Consider the following 14,970-nt stretch of genomic DNA (forward strand, 5'->3'; position numbering starts at 1 on the left):
CCTAGCGTCCGGCTATCAGATCCATAATTCGGAACGGAGGAAACAAAATGAGCGCGTTAGAAGGCGTTATTGCACCATTCACCACACCGTTCGATGCGGCGGGGACCGTCGATCTTTCCCTGGTTGCACCGCAAGTGGAATGGCTGCTGGCGAACGGGGTGCACGGCCTCGCGGCCGGCGGCAGCACCGGTGAAGGCCATGCGCTGAACCGGGATGAGTATAGAGCCCTCCTGGAAGAGACTGTGTGCGCCGTCAACGGCCGCGTGCCCGTCGTCGCCGGCATCATCGCGAATTCCACCGCCGAGGTGATCGCCCGGGGTAAAGCCGTTCTGGATTTGGGCGTCGCGGCGCTTCAGATCACGCCGCCGTCCTATCTCTTCAGGCCGGACGACGACGCCATGGTGGCCCATTTTCGGGACATTCACGCCGCCTGCGGTGTTCCGATCCTGATCTACAATGTCGTGCCCTGGTGCTATCTGTCGCCTGATCTGCTGCTGCGGATCATGGATGAGGTGCCGGGCGTTCTGGGCGTCAAGCAAAGCGCCGGGGACATGAAACTGTTCGCCGATCTGATGCGGCGCGCGAAACCCGAGAACCTGATCTTCAGCGCCGTCGACGCCTTGCTCTATCCGTCCTACCAACTGGGTGCGCGCGGTTCCATTGCTGCGATCCTGACCGCCGCGCCGGGCCCGTCGGTGAAATTGTGGGATGCGGTTCGTGCCCAGGATTGGGAAACCGCCCGTTCCCTGCACGAACGGTTGATGCCGGTTTGGGATGCCATCGGCGTGGATAACATGCCGTCGCTTTGCAAATACGCCCAAAGCCTTCAAGGGGTGGATGCCGGTTTCGCCCGGAAACCCACCTCTCCGGCGACCGAAGCCCAAAAGGAAAATGTGCGGGGCGCTTTGGCCGGCCTCGGCCTCATTCCGGCCACGTGAGGTGCGGTCGTGCGCCCGAATGCGAACACCCGGCCGATGGCCGGGTGTTCGTCTGATATCAGTTAGCTCTCTTCGTCTTACGGCAGAAGGCTATGGCCCCGCCCCTGGCCGCTAGACGTCCAGGTTGGCGACTTTCAAGGCGTTGTCCTGGATGAATTCGCGGCGCGGTTCGACGACGTCGCCCATTAGGGTCGAGAAGACATCGTCCGCGTCGTCCCCATGGCCGACCCGTACCCGCAGCAGCGATCGGACTTCCGGATCCAGCGTGGTTTCCCAGAGCTGATCCGGATTCATCTCGCCCAGTCCCTTATAGCGCTGAACCGACAGGCCTTTCCGCCCGTCCGTCATCACCGCCAGATAGAGATCGACCGGGCCGTTGATCCGGCTTTCCTTGTCCTTCACGGTCAGCGTCGCCTGCGGCCAGTAAAGCGCCTGGAAACCACCGGCCATGGCGCTCAAACGGCGCGCTTCGGCCGAACGCAGAAGATCCCCGTCGATGACACAGCGTTCGGTCACGCCGCGCAGCGTGCGTTCCACCGCGAAACCGCCATCGGCCAGGACTTCGCCGCCCCAACCGCGTTCGGTTTCCGGCTGCAGCGCGTCGAGGCGCTTGGCCAGCGTCTCCACCGCCTGCGCCGCCTGTTCCGCGGTTTTCTCCTGCGATACGTCCAGCATGCCGAGGATCGCGGCCTGTTCGACGAAGTCCCAGCGGCGCGCCTTGCGCACCAGGGGTTCGATCAGGCGATAGGCGGCCCGGGCATCGTCGATGATCGATTTCAGCTCGTTCCCCGCCCGTTGGGCGCCGTCCGCCCCGGTCAGCACGCCGACACCCAGCATGTTTTCGACCAGATAGCGTTCCAGCGCGCCGTCATCCTTCTGATAGACGGACTTCCCGTCACGCTTCACCTGATAGAGCGGCGGCTGCGCAATATAGAGATAGCCGCGTTCGATCAGTTCCGGCATCTGGCGATAGAAGAAGGTCAGCAACAGGGTCCGGATGTGGCTTCCGTCCACATCCGCGTCCGTCATGATGATGATCTTGTGATAGCGCAGCTTGTCGATGTTGAAATCGTCACGACCGATGCCGGTACCCAACGCCGTGATGATGGTGCCGATTTCCTGGCTGCTGAGCATTTTGTCGAACCGGGCGCGCTCCACGTTCAGGATCTTACCCTTCAAGGGCAGGATGGCCTGGAACTTCCGGTTACGCCCCTGTTTGGCGGAGCCACCGGCGCTGTCGCCCTCGACGATGAAGAGTTCGGAGAGCGCCGGGTCGCGTTCCTGGCAGTCGGCCAGCTTGCCGGGCAGCGACGCGATATCCAGCACGCCCTTGCGCCGGGTCAGTTCACGCGCCTTGCGGGCGGCCTCACGCGCGGCGGCGGCTTCGACCACCTTTTGCACCACCTTGCGGGCATCGGCGGGATGTTCCTCGAACCATTCGGCCAGCTTTTCGTTCACGATCGCCTCGACCACGGGGCGAACCTCGGACGAAACGAGCTTGTCCTTGGTCTGGCTGGAGAATTTCGGATCCGGCACCTTCACCGACAGAACGCAGGTCAGGCCTTCGCGGGCATCGTCGCCGGAAATCGAGACCTTTTCCTTCTTCGCCAGGCCTGAATTCGCCGCATAGCTGTTGATCTGGCGCGTCAACGCGCCCCGGAACCCGGCCAGATGCGTGCCGCCGTCACGCTGCGGGATGTTATTGGTAAAGCACAGCGTGGTTTCGTGATAGCTGTCGTTCCATTGCATCGCCAGTTCGACGGTGATCCCGTCGCGTTCGCCGGAAACGACGATCGGCGTGTCCTGCAGCGCCTGTTTCGACCGGTCGAGCCATTGCACGAACGCCTCGACCCCGCCTTCATAATGCAGATCCACCACCTTCGGTTCCGCGTGCCGCGCATCCGTCAGGCGGATCGCCACACCCGAATTCAGGAAGGCCAGTTCGCGCAGGCGATGTTCCAGCGTGCTGAAATCAAAGGTCGTCATGGTGAAGGTCTCGGGCGAGGGCAGGAAGGTGACCTCCGTCCCGGTATCACTCCCAGCATCGCCCGTGACTTCCAGCGGGCCGTCCGCGTCGCCATGGGTGAAGGACATTTCATGTACCTTGCCCGCGCGCTTGATCTTCAGCTTCAGCGACACGGAAAGCGCGTTGACCACCGAAACGCCGACACCGTGCAACCCGCCGGACACCTTGTAGGAGTTCTGGTCGAACTTCCCGCCGGCATGCAGCTGGGTCATGATGACTTCGGCGGCGGAGACGCCTTCCTCTTCGTGGATATCGGTAGGAATGCCGCGTCCGTTATCCGTTACGCTCACGGAACCATCCCCGTTCAGGGTCACGGTGACGATGTCGCAATGGCCGGCCAGGGCCTCGTCGATCGCGTTGTCGACGACTTCGTAGACCATGTGATGCAGGCCGGTACCGTCATCGGTATCGCCGATATACATGCCGGGGCGTTTGCGGACCGCTTCCAACCCGCGCAGAACCTTGATCGACTCGGCGCCGTATTCCGCACCCTGCCCGCCGTCGGGCCCGCCGTTCTGGTTCGTGTCGTCCGTGGTATCGCTCATCGGTTAACCAACCCGTCTTTCATTGTTATCTACACTATACGCCAAATGAACCGTCATAGTCTCTCGACCTGCAGGCAGGCATCGACCACGCGGAAGGCCTGCGCCGTTCCGGCCATGGGGGCGAAAACCGATGCGTCGGTACCCGTCAGCCAGGCTTGCGTCCCGAATTCGACGATCGCCTCGAACAAGGCGGCGCGCCGGACCTCGTCCAGATGCGCCGCGACCTCGTCCAGCAACAGCAGGGGGACCGCCCCCCGTTCCGCCGAAAGCAAACGCGCATGGGCCAGGACCAGGGCCATCAACAGGGCTTTCTGTTCGCCCGTGGAGCATTGATCCGCCGCCATGTCCTTTGCCAGATGCCGGACCCGAAGGTCGCAGCGATGCGGCCCCACCGCGGCGCCGCCGGTGACAGCGTCCTGCATTCTTCCCGCCGCCAGACTGTCCCGGAACGCGTCTTCCGCCGCCAGCGCCGGCCGCTCGCGCAGCCAGGTTTCGACCTCACCTTCCACGGTGACCATCGCGCCGGGAAATGGCCCGAACCCGTCCTTGGCGACCTGACCCAACCGGTCGGCCATATCCAGACGCGCCGCCGCGACGGCGACCCCGCGTTCGGCCATCTGCGATTCCAGCGCGGAAAGCCATGTCTTGTCGGCGCCATTCGCGCCGCGATCCTTCAACAGTCGGGCCCGGTCGCGCATCGCCTGTTCATAGGACGAAACCCGCCCGGCATGGGCCGGATCGGTCGCGAAGATCAGACGATCCAGAAAGCGTCTGCGGTTGCCGGCGGATTCCAGGAAGATCTGGTTCATCTGCGGCGTCACCCAAACGGCGCCCAGATAGCCTGACAAAGCCTGCGCGCTGGACGGCGCCCCGTTGATCCGCACCGAGCGCCTCTCGCCGCCGGGTTCCCGTCCCGTGCCGATCTTCACCGGCCCGACGATACTGTCCACCTCGGCCGAGACGCCCCAGCCGCCGGCATCGCTTCCCCCCGCGGGGAAGGACCCATCGCCGGGTGCTTCGGTCCGTCGGCGGTCCATATCCGAGATCTTCGCCCGGCGCAGGCCGCGCCCCGGCGTCAGCAGGGAGACCGCCTCCAGAAGGTTGGTCTTGCCCGCACCGTTCGGCCCGATCAGGGCGACGGGCGCCGCCTGCAGGTCAAGCCGCAGTGAGGCATAGTTACGAAAATCGGTCAGGGTCAGCCGCCGCACTGCCATGGCGCAGCCCTGTCCTGACCGGGCGCGGCCGGACCCGGCCTGATTGATTTCGGCCGCATCGGATCGGCCCGGCACGGGGCGGGCATCGCCGGCACCCCCGGCATGATCCAATCTTTCGGCAGCTATCATCAAACGCCCTTTTTCGGCAGGCCGGCGCGGATCGCGCGGCACTTACACCCGCATCGGCATCAGGACGTAGAGCGCGCTGTCGTCTTCCACGTCGCGAACGATGGTGGGGGAGGACGCGTCCGCCATTTCGAACCGTGCCTGACCGCTTTCGATCTGCCCGGAAATATCCAGCAGGTACCGGGAATTGAAGCCGATTTCCAACGCGTCGTTGTCGTAGCCGATTTCGATCTCTTCAACGGCCGAGCCGCTGTCCTGGCTGGAAGCGGACAAGGTCATGATGCCCGGCGCGATCGCCATCTTCACGGCGCGCATCTTTTCGGTCGCGATGGTCGACACGCGGTCGACCGCATCGGAGAAGGCCTTGCAATCGACCTGCATCATCTTGGTATTGCCGGCCGGGATGACCCGTTCATAGTCGGGGAACGTGCCGTCGATCAGCTTCGAGGTCAGTTCGACCTTGTCGAAGGCGTAGCGGATCTTCGTTTCCGACAGCGCGATTTCGACATCGCCGTCCGTTTCGTCGATCAGCTTGCGCAATTCGCCGACGGTCTTGCGGGGCACGATCACGCCCGGCATGCCTTCGGCGCCCTGCGGCAGCGGCGTCTCGACCCGCGCCAGACGGTGTCCGTCCGTCGCCACGGCACGCATGATGTTGTCGGCACCGTGCAGATAGATCCCGTTCAGGTAATACCGGGTCTCCTCGGTGGAGATGGCGAAGCGCGTGCGATCGACAATGCCGCGAAGGACCTCGGCGCCGAGGCTGAAGGTATGCGGCATATCCCCGCCGGTCATGACGGGGAAATCTTCCGTCGGCAGCGTCTGCAGGGTGAAGCGCGACCGGCCGCTGCGCAGTTCCAGGCGATCTTCTTCCTTGCCGAGCTCGACCTGCGCGCCGTCCGGTAATTTACGGACGATGTCGTAAAGCGTATGCGCGGGCGCCGTCGTGGCCCCTTCCGTGCCGATCGACGCGGCGACGGATTCCACAATGGCGATATCCATGTCCGTCGCGGTCAGGCGCAGGGTGCTGCCGGACGCTTCGATCAGGACGTTGGACAGGATCGGTATGGTATTTCGGCGCTCGACTACGCTTTGCACATGGTTCAGGGAGCGGAGCAGTTCGGCGCGTTCAATGGTCAGCTTCATGGGTCGTCGATGATCCGTTTCTGTCCGGAGCAGGCTGCCCTGCCCCATATTCTGGTTTCGCGGCTCCAGGTCCGCGTTCGCTACGATTTGGCCGACGATGCGGGCGGCAAAACCGCCCCGCCGTACCCCCGTTCGGCAGCTCCATCCTTTGCCGGGAAAGAGCCGCTCCAGATTACCATCCGGACGCGGTCGGCCCAGTGTTGGCGAGGGGAGCGGGAAGCCTGGAATTCAGCCCCCTGAGAACGGGGAAAAACTATATCACCTCAGCCGGGAATGCCCAGTTTTTTGCGGCCCGAGCAGGCTGCTGAGCCAAACCGGAAATCCAATTTGCGGACAATCCATAACCCATTGTTTTTTATGAATTATTTTTACCGCTTTTTTGGCCTTTTAGAAACAGAGCGAATCCCCCGCACCATGAAGGGCGGCGCGCCGAGCCGAAACCGGGCGATTTTAGCGAATCACTTGTTTTGACCTATTCCCGGCGGGCGCCGCAAGGCGGGCCGAAACCCGGTTCGGCACCGCATCCTGCGGGCGCCGACCGTTCACACGCCGCCGCCGGGGATCCAGCCGGCCTGCCAGCATCCGGCCTCAGCCTTCCAGCATCCGGCGCAGCAATTCCACGTCTTCCGCGAAGCTGCTGTCGGACTGCTTCAATTCATCCACCTTGCGGACCGCATGCATGACGGTCGTGTGATCACGGCCGCCGAACTTGCGCCCGATTTCCGGCAGGGACCGTGCGGTCAGCTGCTTGGAGAGATACATCGCGACCTGGCGGGGCCTGGCGATACCGCGGCTGCGCCGGGCCGAATGCATTTCCGAGAGCTTCACGTTGAAATGTTCGGCAACGCGTTTCTGGATTTCCTCGATCGTCACGCGCCGATCGTTCGCCCGCAACAGGTCGTGCAGAACCTCCTGCGCGGTTTCCAGCGTGATCGAGCGGCCCACCAAATTGGCATAGGCGACCAATCGGTTCAGCGCGCCTTCAAGCTCACGGACATTGGACGTGATCTTATGGGCCAGGAATTCCAGAACCTTCGGCGGAATATCGGCGCTCATCTGCTCCGCCTTGGACTGCAGAATGCCGAGCCGCAACTCGTAGGTGGTGGAATGAATTTCCGCCACCAGCCCCCAGCCGAGGCGCGACTTCATGCGGTCCTCGATCCCTTCCAATTCCGCCGGGGACTTGTCCGCCGAAATCACGACCTGACGGTTCTGGTCCACCAGCGCGTTGAAGGTATGGAAGAATTCTTCCTGGGTATTGTCCTTGCCGGCGATGAACTGAACATCGTCGATCATCAGCACGTCGACCGAGCGGAACTGTTCCTTGAAGGCCATCGTGTCCTTGTAGCGAAGCGCGCGGATGAACTGATACATGAACTTTTCCGCGGACAGATACAGGACGCGCTTCTCCGGCGCGGATTCACGGATCTGCGCGGCGATGGCATGCATCAAATGGGTCTTGCCCAGACCGACACCGCCGAACAGGAACAGCGGATTGAAGGGGACATTGCCCGCCTCGGCGACACGGCGCGCGGCGGCGAAGGCAAGCTCATTCGGCTTGCCGACGATGAAATTGTCAAACCGGAACCGCGGATCGAGCGGCGCGCTGAGACCGGCATCGAAACCGTCGCTGGTTTCCGCAGCCGCCGGTGCGCCCGGCGCGCTCCGCCCATTGGCATGCGCATCGCCGGAGGCCTGGGTTGCGGAATGCGCGACATCGATCGCGGTGACCGACGGGTTTTCGCTGCGCCACAACTCCAGCAGACGATCGCCATACTGGGACTCGATCCAGTTCTGCATGAACCGGGTCGGAACCAGCAGGTGCACGACACCGTTGTGAAATCCCTTGAAGGTGAGAGGCTTGAGCCAGCTTTGAAATGCGGTTTCCCCGAATTCACTCCGCATACGTGCCCGTACCCGGGCCCATTGCGCCGAAAGCCTTTGATCCATTGCTCCACCCAGTTCAATCAGCATCTGAAACAACCGCCCGTTTCGATCGCTTCAATACGACCCCAAAATTCAATGCCCGCCGCGTCATTGCCTGTCCGACACCCCATCATGGACCTGCCGGGCCTCTCAAAAATTTATCCGGCACCCACGACCCTGGAACCGGACAAAGCTTTCCTATCGTCATTCGCTGAGGCGAACGCCGTTTCGCGATTTCCGCGAACACTCTAAAGTTCAATCATTGTAAAGAAGCAGCCGAGAGAGTTTGTTTTAAGCTCTTGTTTTTCCGCTACTCCTGCGAGCCGACCCGGGTAGTGCGGTGCTCCAACACCCTATCCGACAGCTCATCGACATTCGGCCCACTGGACCTCCCTGCCGCATGAACTGTAGCTACGCGGGTTTCCGGTGACAAGGAATCAAAAGACCGAATCGGGCAAATAAAACCGTTGACATCGCTGGCTTCCGGCTTCCCCCAAAGCGCAAACTTTCTAAGCTTTTGGAATCCAATTTCTTTCCGGAGATGCCGCGCATTTTACGCTTTTTAGATGTAATTCCGGCCGCCTCTTCTCCGCCTCAAAGGCGGCACGGCGTCCTAGAAGCCCTCGGCCCAAAGACCAAAAGCCGCCCGCGATTGCGGGCGGCGTCGCAACGGCCTCGATCCGGCAGGCGGTAAAAAATTACCGCCAAGCCGCAATCAGGTTCTTAGAGGGCCTTGATCCGGGCGGACAGGCGGGACAGCTTGCGCGCAACCGTGTTGCGGTGCATGACGCCCTTGGTAACGCCCCGGTGCATTTCCGGCATAGCGGCATTGTATGCGGTTTCGGCGGCGGCCTTGTCACCGCTTTCGATCGCCCGCTCAACGCCACGCACATAGGTGCGGATGCGGCTGACGCGATCCTTGTTGCGCGCGGTCCGCTTCTCGATCTGCCGGATGCGTTTCTTGGCTTGCAGGTTATTGGCCATAGTCAGTTTCCGTATATTTCAAAACCAATTCGATCACGCCGTGCCATACCCCCTTCAACGGGCAACCCGATCGGGGTGCGGCAACTTGCGGACCATGTTTCCTTTTTTCGCCCGGGGCGTCTCTGTCAGAGCGCGGCCCGTCTCGGCGACCGCGCGCTTATAGGGGTCCGGCGATGCAGCGTCAAGACCGCATCGGGCGCGGTGGACCGAAAGGGGGGTGGGCCGAAAGGGGGGCGGGCGATACCCGCGCCCCCGAAAGCATCGGGCCCGGCCAGCGATCAGCGGTTCTTGAACTTCGGCGTCCGCTTTTCAACGAAGGCGGCCATGCCTTCTTTCTGATCCGCCGTCGCGAAAGTCGAATGGAAGACACGGCGTTCGAACTTCACGCCTTCGGAAAGCGTCGTTTCGTAGGCCTTGTTCACACATTCCTTCGCCATCATGACGACAGGGCGGGAGAGCGAGGCGATCTTTTCCGCCGTCGCAACGGCCTCGCCGATCAGTTCAGTCGCCGGGACGATCCGGCTGACGAGGCCGGCGCGCTCGGCTTCCTCGGCATCCATGATCCGGCCGGTCAGATTCATTTCCATCGCCTTCGACTTGCCGACATAGCGTGTCAGGCGCTGGGTACCGCCGGCGCCCGGAATTGTGCCGATCGTGATTTCCGGCTGACCGAACTTGGCGGTTTCCGCGGCCAGGATGAAATCGCACATCATCGCCATTTCGCAGCCGCCGCCCAGGGCATAGCCGGCCACCGCCGCGATCACCGGCTTGCGGCAGGTCGTTACCCGCTCCCAGCCCTTGGTGATGAAATCCTGCAGATAGACATCCATGTAGTCCTTGCCGGCCATCTCCTTGATGTCGGCGCCGGCGGCAAAGGCCTTTTCCGACCCGGTCAGCACGATCGCGCCAATCGCGTCATCGGCCTCCATGTCGTCCAGGGCCTTGCCGAGCTCGGCGATCAGGCCCGCGCACAGGGCATTCAACGCCTTCGGCCGGTTCAAGGTGATCAGGCCGACCGGCCCGCGGGTTTCGACTAAGATGTATTCGTACGCCATGGTACCCCTCGCCTAATCCCGGACGATGCCGGGAGATTGGTTGGTTTCAGTTTTTTCCGTCGTTTTCTTTGCCGTTTCGTGAACCCCTGCCTTGCCGGCCGGGTTACTCCGTCGGGGCCAGGGTGAACCTGATGGTCAGGTCCCCGTCCCGCCCGAAACGGTCTATATGGAGTTCTTCTCCCTCCCGTGCAAAGCGTCCCTGATCCAGAGTGCGCCAGCCGAGCGATTTCAAAGTCGCCGTATAAAAGGTGATCACGTCCCGCCACGCAACCTCTCCGACCGCATAGGCTTCGACAATCCGGCCGGCCGGGGAATCGAAGACCAGGCCGGCATCCTCATCCGCCGTCAGGCCTTCCATCAGGGGAACGTCCTCGAACCCTGCCAGAAAGGACTGCGCGACGGCAGGGACAGACGCCAGCCCGGAGAGGAACAAGGCCGCCGCCAGGGCCAGACCGGCCATTCGGAGGGTCGGGCAGATCCCGCGTGACGATGGTTTTGTCGGACCCGTTCGGTCGGTCATATGCCCCCCTGTCAGGCGATTGCTTTTCTCTCGCTTCTTTTCCGGCGCCGCGGACACCGCCACGACCCTAGCGCTGATGGCCGGGACAGAAGAAGGTCGACCGCCCCGATTGCACGATACGGCGCACAATGCCCCCGCAATCGGGTTTCCGGCAAGGCTCCCCTTCCCGCCCATAGGCGTCCCAGGCGTGCTGGAAATAGCCGAGCTCTCCGTCCGCCTGGACGAAATCGCGCAATGACGAACCGCCGGCCTCGATCGCCGCGGCGATCACCTCCTTCACCGCCGGAACCAGCCGTTCGGCCCGGCGCCCCGGAACCGTCCGGGCCAGCCGCTTGGGGCTGATCCCCGACCGCCAGAGCGCTTCGCAGACATATATGTTGCCGAGGCCCGCGACCACCGCCTGATCCAGCAGCGCCGCCTTGATCGGCGTCTTCTTGTCGGCAATGGCGGCGGAGAAATCGGCGACGTTGAAGGCATCGTCCAGCGGTTCCGGGCCCAAACCGGCCAGATGCGGGTTGGTTGCAAGCCCGCCGGGCGGGATCAGATCCATGAAGCCGAAGCGGCGGGTATCGTTGAAGACGAGACGCGCACCGCCTTCCATTTCGACCCGCACATGATCGTGCTTTTCCGCCAGAGCCCAGCCGGAATTATGACCGACCTGGCCCGAGGTCGCGATGACCGCCTCGCTGCCGGGATTGACCGTGAACCGGCCGGACATGCCGAGATGGACCATCCAGGTCCAGCCGTCCTCCAGCGCGATCAAAAGATATTTCGCGCGGCGCCCGACGGAGATCACCCGGTTACCTTCCAGACGGGCCACGAATCCGGGCGGAAAAGGGAAGCGCAGATCAGGTCGGTTCTGTTCCGCAAAGAGGATCCGCCGCCCTTCCATATGCGGCGCAAGGCCGCGGCGGACGGTTTCGACTTCGGGCAGTTCAGGCATGGTCTGGCTCTTCGGTTCGGCCTCGGTTATCGTGCGCCCCATGGCGACAGACAGCATTGAAAACAACGGCGGCAAAACCGCAAGCTTCGGGTTCAAAACCGTGTCCCCGGAGGAGAAGCCGTCCCTGGTTCAGGGCGTGTTCGAATCCGTTGCGGGCCGCTACGACCTGATGAACGACCTGATGTCGGGCGGGGTGCACCGGCTGTGGAAAGCGGCGCTGATCGACCGGCTGAAGCCGCGCCCCTCGATGCATCTGCTGGACGTCGCCGGCGGAACGGGCGATATCGCCTTCCGGTTCCTGCAGGCGGGCGGCGGACATGTCTCCGTCTGCGACTTGACCGAAGGGATGGTCCGGGTCGGCCGCGACCGCGCGATCGACGACGGTATTCTCGGCAACAAGATCGATTGGCTGGTCGGGGACGCGCAGAAACTTCCCCTCGCCGATCGATCGGTCGACGCCTATACGATCGCCTTCGGCCTGCGCAACGTGACCGATATCGACGCCGCCCTCGCCGAGGCGCGCCGGGTCCTGAAACCGGGCGGGCATTTCCTGTGCCTGGAGTTCAGCCATGTGGTGCTGCCGGTGCTGGACGATATATACGACACCTATTCCTTCCGGGTTCTGCCGGCTTTGGGCCAGGCGGTCGCGAACGACCGTGACTCCTATCAATACCTGGTCGAGAGTATCCGGCGCTTCCCGGAACAGAAGACGCTGGCCGCGAAAATGGCGGATGCCGGCCTGGCCCGCGCCGACTGGCAGAACCTGTCCGGCGGCATCGCGGCGATCCATTCCGGCTGGCGGGTTTAACAAGCTGGCGGGTTTAACAAACAGAACAGGGATGTCATCCATGCCATTGACCTTGAGCCAGGATGAAATCGACGCCTTCAACCGGGACGGCTATCTGCTGCTGAAGAACGCCGTCGACGCGGAACAGCTGACCGCCATGCGGGCGCAGTTCGACGAATGGGTCGAGGAAAGCCGCAAGCATGCGGACAATTTCGGCGAGACGATCAACGGCAAACCGCGCTTCGACCTCGAACCCGGGCACAATGCGGACCATCCGCGCCTGCGCCGGGTGAATGCCCCGGTGGAAGCCGGGTCGGCCTACCGCGAAACCATGGAAGACAGCCGGATGACCGACGCGGTCGCCGACCTGATCGGCCCGAACGTGAAATTCCATCACAGCAAGATCAATTCCAAGCTGCCGCACACCAATACGGAGGTGAAGTATCATCAGGACTTCACCTATACCCCGCACAGCAATCCGGATGTGGTGACCGCTTTGGTGATGCTGGACGATACGGATGCGGAGAACGGATGCCTGATGGTCGTGCCCGGCAGCCACCAGGGCGAGCTCTACAGCCTGTGGCATGGCGGGCGTTTCACCGGCGCCGTCGCGGAAGAATTGGCGCCTGAAATGGCGCGCAAGGCCGTGCCGGTGATGGGCAAGGCCGGCGATGCCTGCCTGATGCATACGCGCGTTGTGCACGGATCCGCCCCGAACCGGTCGGACAAGCGCCGGGTACTGTCGATCTTTGTTTATACCGCCGAGGACGCGGTGCCGCTGTCACCCAATCCGATGCCGAATGTGGACGAGGGCCGCGTGGTCCGCGGCGAAAGGACGGGCCGCATCCGGTCCGTCGCCTTCGACCTGCAAGCGCCGGAATTGCCGCAGGGAACCTCCTTCTTCGAGCAGCAGGAACGCGCGTGACCGGACGCCGCCCCGGCAATTCCGTGATTTCCCAAGCGGAAACTTTGCTCTAAACCCCAGCCGATGATCACTGGCATTCACAACTGTTTCCGATTGATCGGCATCGCCCGCACCCTGGCGCGGAACGACGCGCTGTGGCCGGCGCGCCGGATCAGGGCGCTGCGCTTTCCCGTCGGCGTCATCCGCCTGTTATGGGGCCGGCGCCGCCCGGGACGCGAAGGCGAGCGGCTGGCCGCGGCGCTGACCGATCTGGGGCCGAGCTTCATCAAGCTCGGTCAGGCGCTCTCCGTGCGCGCCGATCTGGTCGGCGACCAGGTGGCCGAGGATCTGAGTCGGCTTCAGGATCGCCTGCCGCCCTTCCCGACGGAAAAGGCCCGGGCCGCGATCGAAGCGGAACTGGAAGCGCCGATCGCCGAGCTTTTCGCCAGTTTCGAGGAAACGCCGGTCGCAGCGGCCTCCATCGCGCAGGTGCATTTCGCGGTGACGCCGGATGGACGCGAGGTTGCGGTGAAGGTCCTGCGGCCCGGCGTCGAGGAAAAATTCGAGCACGATATCGCCTTGTTCCGCTGGCTGGCCGAACAGGGGGAGAGGTTTATCCCCTCCCTGCGCCGCCTGCGGCCGGTCGATGTGGTCGAGACCTTCAAGGAATGGGTCGAGACCGAGATGGATCTACGCCTGGAAGGGGCGGCGGCCTCGGAACTGGCGGCCCTGAGCCGGGACGACGAAGGGTTCCGCGTCGTCGCGGTCGATTGGCAGCGTACCGGCCGCCGGGTGCTGACCACGGAACGGATCCGCGGTCTGCGGATCGACGATATCGATGGCCTGACCAAGGCGGGGTTTGACGTGAACGACCTGCTGGAACGGTCGGCGCGGATATTCTTCCTGCAGGTTTTCCGAGACGGTTTTTTCCACGCCGACATGCATCCGGGCAACATGTTCGTCGATGCGGAGGGCAATCTTTGTCCCGTCGATTTCGGCATCATGGGCCGGGTCGACAAGCGCACGCGGATCTTCCTCGCCGATCTTCTCGTCGGTTTCCTGCAGCGCGACTATCGGACCGTGGCCCAGGTGCATTTCGATTTCGGCGTGGTTCCGCCGCATAAATCCAAGGACGCCTTCACCCAGGCGATCCGCTCGATCGGCGAACCGGTGCTGGACAAGCCCTTGAACGAGATTTCCGTCGGCCGCCTGCTGGCCCAGCTGTTCAAGGTCACCGAAGACTTCGACATGGAGACCCAGCCCGACCTGCTGCTGTTGCAGAAGACCATGCTGGTTGCCGAAGGCGTCGGGCGGAAGCTGAACCCCAAGGTCAATATGTGGACCATGGCGCAGCCGTTGATCGAGGAATGGATGTTCGCCAATCGGGGGCCGGAAGCCCGCATCCGCGACGCGATCGGCGAGACCTTCGATGCCTTGCAACGCCTTCCCGGCACCTTGCGGCGGGCGGAGGACGTGTTGGAAAAGCTGTCGGATATCGATCCGGCGGCGGTCGCCCGTTTCGCCCAGCAGGCGCGCCAGGGCGGTTCACGCAGCAGCCGCGTGCTGCAATCGGGCGTCCGGCAGGGCTGGGGACCGGCGATGGTCGCCGTCCTGGCCGTGTTGGCGATCTTCGTCCTCTTCGATTGATCTGTTTAAGCCATTCAAACTAAATCGTTTTTCGGCCTGACTACATTCGCAGGCTGGAAGCGGCCGAAAACAACTACAATTTTAGTCAAATCGATCCAAACCGTTCCGATTCCGGTTCCGGTTGCCAACTGATTTGAAGAGTCCTGGGCGCTTGCCGACGCAGACCGCCGCCAGTACGGTCCTGACGACCGAGATATTGAGCCGGAGAG

12 protein-coding genes are annotated in these 14,970 nt (G+C 63.0%); 4 read left to right on the forward strand and 8 right to left on the reverse strand.

Annotation, left to right across the window (positions count from 1 at the left end; genetic code table 11):
- The first annotated feature begins 47 nt into the window (after window positions 1-47).
- Window positions 48-938 (forward strand): dihydrodipicolinate synthase family protein, encoded by an 891-nt coding sequence (locus ACQK2G_RS20605; RefSeq protein ID WP_425406914.1) that lies wholly within the window; start codon window positions 48-50, stop codon window positions 936-938.
- A 111-nt stretch (window positions 939-1,049) separates the two neighbouring features.
- On the opposite strand, the gene gyrB is transcribed toward ACQK2G_RS20605, so the two are convergent.
- From gyrB to mutM, 8 genes are all read right to left on the reverse strand, one after another.
- On the reverse strand, window positions 1,050-3,509 hold the full coding sequence (gyrB, locus tag ACQK2G_RS20610; protein ID WP_425406915.1) for a DNA topoisomerase (ATP-hydrolyzing) subunit B: 2,460 nt from the start codon (window positions 3,507-3,509) through the stop codon (window positions 1,050-1,052).
- Window positions 3,510-3,562: 53 nt separating this feature from the next.
- Window positions 3,563-4,852: a DNA replication/repair protein RecF gene (gene recF, locus ACQK2G_RS20615; protein ID WP_425406916.1), complete on the reverse strand. Its 1,290-nt coding sequence runs from the start codon at window positions 4,850-4,852 to the stop codon at window positions 3,563-3,565.
- Window positions 4,853-4,894: 42 nt separating this feature from the next.
- Complete coding sequence (gene dnaN, locus ACQK2G_RS20620; RefSeq protein WP_425406917.1) at window positions 4,895-5,995, reverse strand: DNA polymerase III subunit beta; 1,101 nt, start codon at window positions 5,993-5,995, stop codon at window positions 4,895-4,897.
- Window positions 5,996-6,583: 588 nt separating this feature from the next.
- A complete protein-coding gene (gene dnaA / locus ACQK2G_RS20625; RefSeq protein ID WP_425406918.1) occupies window positions 6,584-7,969 on the reverse strand; it encodes a chromosomal replication initiator protein DnaA in 1,386 nt (461 codons plus the stop codon).
- A gap of 675 nt (window positions 7,970-8,644) precedes the next feature.
- Window positions 8,645-8,905 carry a 30S ribosomal protein S20 gene (gene rpsT, locus ACQK2G_RS20630; protein WP_425406919.1) on the reverse strand — a complete coding sequence of 87 codons (261 nt, stop codon included), beginning with the start codon at window positions 8,903-8,905 and terminating at the stop codon, window positions 8,645-8,647.
- A gap of 278 nt (window positions 8,906-9,183) precedes the next feature.
- Complete coding sequence (locus ACQK2G_RS20635) at window positions 9,184-9,960, reverse strand: enoyl-CoA hydratase (protein ID WP_425406920.1); 777 nt, start codon at window positions 9,958-9,960, stop codon at window positions 9,184-9,186.
- 103 nt (window positions 9,961-10,063) lie between these two features.
- Complete coding sequence (locus ACQK2G_RS20640; protein WP_425406921.1) at window positions 10,064-10,480, reverse strand: hypothetical protein; 417 nt, start codon at window positions 10,478-10,480, stop codon at window positions 10,064-10,066.
- 67 nt (window positions 10,481-10,547) lie between these two features.
- Window positions 10,548-11,423, reverse strand: a complete 876-nt coding sequence (gene mutM, locus ACQK2G_RS20645) for a bifunctional DNA-formamidopyrimidine glycosylase/DNA-(apurinic or apyrimidinic site) lyase (RefSeq protein ID WP_425406922.1) — start codon at window positions 11,421-11,423, stop codon at window positions 10,548-10,550.
- 40 nt (window positions 11,424-11,463) lie between these two features.
- Between mutM and ACQK2G_RS20650 the strand changes: the two genes are divergently transcribed.
- The 3 genes from ACQK2G_RS20650 (at window position 11,464) to ubiB (ending at window position 14,761) form a co-directional block, all read left to right on the forward strand.
- The gene (locus ACQK2G_RS20650; RefSeq protein WP_425407681.1) at window positions 11,464-12,231 is read left to right on the forward strand and encodes a class I SAM-dependent methyltransferase; all 768 of its coding nucleotides are present in this window, start codon (window positions 11,464-11,466) and stop codon (window positions 12,229-12,231) included.
- A gap of 40 nt (window positions 12,232-12,271) precedes the next feature.
- Window positions 12,272-13,135 carry a phytanoyl-CoA dioxygenase family protein gene (locus tag ACQK2G_RS20655; RefSeq protein ID WP_425406923.1) on the forward strand — a complete coding sequence of 288 codons (864 nt, stop codon included), beginning with the start codon at window positions 12,272-12,274 and terminating at the stop codon, window positions 13,133-13,135.
- Between the two features lie 63 nt (window positions 13,136-13,198).
- The gene (gene ubiB / locus ACQK2G_RS20660) at window positions 13,199-14,761 is read left to right on the forward strand and encodes a 2-polyprenylphenol 6-hydroxylase (RefSeq protein WP_425406924.1); all 1,563 of its coding nucleotides are present in this window, start codon (window positions 13,199-13,201) and stop codon (window positions 14,759-14,761) included.
- Window positions 14,762-14,970: the final 209 nt, after the last annotated feature.

Source organism: Hwanghaeella sp., from assembly GCF_965227365.1.
Lineage (GTDB): Bacteria > Pseudomonadota > Alphaproteobacteria > UBA8366 > Aestuariispiraceae > Hwanghaeella.

Coding starts and splice junctions, on each gene's coding strand:
- ACQK2G_RS20605 (WP_425406914.1), top strand. CDS start 48: ATGAGCGCGTTAGAAGGCGTTATTGCACCATTCACCACACCGTTCGAT.
- gyrB (WP_425406915.1), bottom strand. CDS start 3,509: ATGAGCGATACCACGGACGACACGAACCAGAACGGCGGGCCCGACGGC.
- recF (WP_425406916.1), bottom strand. CDS start 4,852: ATGATAGCTGCCGAAAGATTGGATCATGCCGGGGGTGCCGGCGATGCC.
- dnaN (WP_425406917.1), bottom strand. CDS start 5,995: ATGAAGCTGACCATTGAACGCGCCGAACTGCTCCGCTCCCTGAACCAT.
- dnaA (WP_425406918.1), bottom strand. CDS start 7,969: ATGCTGATTGAACTGGGTGGAGCAATGGATCAAAGGCTTTCGGCGCAA.
- rpsT (WP_425406919.1), bottom strand. CDS start 8,905: ATGGCCAATAACCTGCAAGCCAAGAAACGCATCCGGCAGATCGAGAAG.
- ACQK2G_RS20635 (WP_425406920.1), bottom strand. CDS start 9,960: ATGGCGTACGAATACATCTTAGTCGAAACCCGCGGGCCGGTCGGCCTG.
- ACQK2G_RS20640 (WP_425406921.1), bottom strand. CDS start 10,480: ATGACCGACCGAACGGGTCCGACAAAACCATCGTCACGCGGGATCTGC.
- mutM (WP_425406922.1), bottom strand. CDS start 11,423: ATGCCTGAACTGCCCGAAGTCGAAACCGTCCGCCGCGGCCTTGCGCCG.
- ACQK2G_RS20650 (WP_425407681.1), top strand. CDS start 11,464: ATGGCGACAGACAGCATTGAAAACAACGGCGGCAAAACCGCAAGCTTC.
- ACQK2G_RS20655 (WP_425406923.1), top strand. CDS start 12,272: ATGCCATTGACCTTGAGCCAGGATGAAATCGACGCCTTCAACCGGGAC.
- ubiB (WP_425406924.1), top strand. CDS start 13,199: ATGATCACTGGCATTCACAACTGTTTCCGATTGATCGGCATCGCCCGC.